The sequence below is a fragment of the Herbidospora sp. RD11066 genome, assembly GCF_054661255.1.
In genome coordinates this window covers 1-263 of record NZ_BAAGDO010000194.1, presented here as the reverse complement: position 1 = coordinate 263, position 263 = coordinate 1, and the positions used below count along the sequence as shown (strand labels likewise).

The 263-nt window shown below is 49.4% G+C and carries 1 pseudogene; it reads left to right on the top strand.

From position 1 onward, the window contains the following. Positions 1–83: 83 nt before the first annotated feature. Positions 84–263, top strand: a pseudogene (locus ACYQ78_RS39715) (protein adenylyltransferase SelO family protein); the annotation flags it as partial.

The window sequence follows — 263 nt, the reverse complement described above, 5'->3', positions numbered from 1 at the left end:
GTACCGGGTAACTGTCGGCGAACAGCAACGATCTCTGATGCGTAGTTCTAAATTTGCCTGACCATGAGATTTACGCCCTTGACATGTTGCGTCGTGGCGTTATGGCAACTCTAGAGTCCTTGAACTTCAACAATTTGGCGCTTCGCTCCCTTCCTATCGATAAAGAGAACAAAAATGTCATCAGGCAAGTCGAAGGCGCGTGCTTCAGCCTTGCTCAACCAACGCCTGTTGCAAACCCTCGCTTAGTCGCCTTTTCTTCGTCA